This is a genomic window from Effusibacillus lacus (assembly GCF_002335525.1).
Taxonomy (GTDB): domain Bacteria; phylum Bacillota; class Bacilli; order Tumebacillales; family Effusibacillaceae; genus Effusibacillus; species Effusibacillus lacus.
In genome coordinates this window covers 1-214 of sequence record NZ_BDUF01000102.1, presented here as the reverse complement: position 1 = coordinate 214, position 214 = coordinate 1, and the positions used below count along the sequence as shown (strand labels likewise).

At 56.1% G+C, this 214-nt stretch carries 1 rRNA gene; it reads right to left on the bottom strand.

What is annotated here, in order from left to right:
• A 16S ribosomal RNA gene (locus tag EFBL_RS17245) occupies positions 1-214 on the bottom strand; the annotation flags it as partial.

Below are 214 nucleotides of genomic sequence, written 5' to 3'. Positions count from 1 at the left end.
GCAACACAGTTCAAGGGTTGCGCTCGTTGCGGGACTTAACCCAACATCTCACGACACGAGCTGACGACAACCATGCACCACCTGTCTCCGCTGCCCCGAAGGGAAGATCTGTCTCCAGACCGGTCAGCGGGATGTCAAGTCTTGGTAAGGTTCTTCGCGTTGCTTCGAATTAAACCACATGCTCCACTGCTTGTGCGGGCCCCCGTCAATTCCT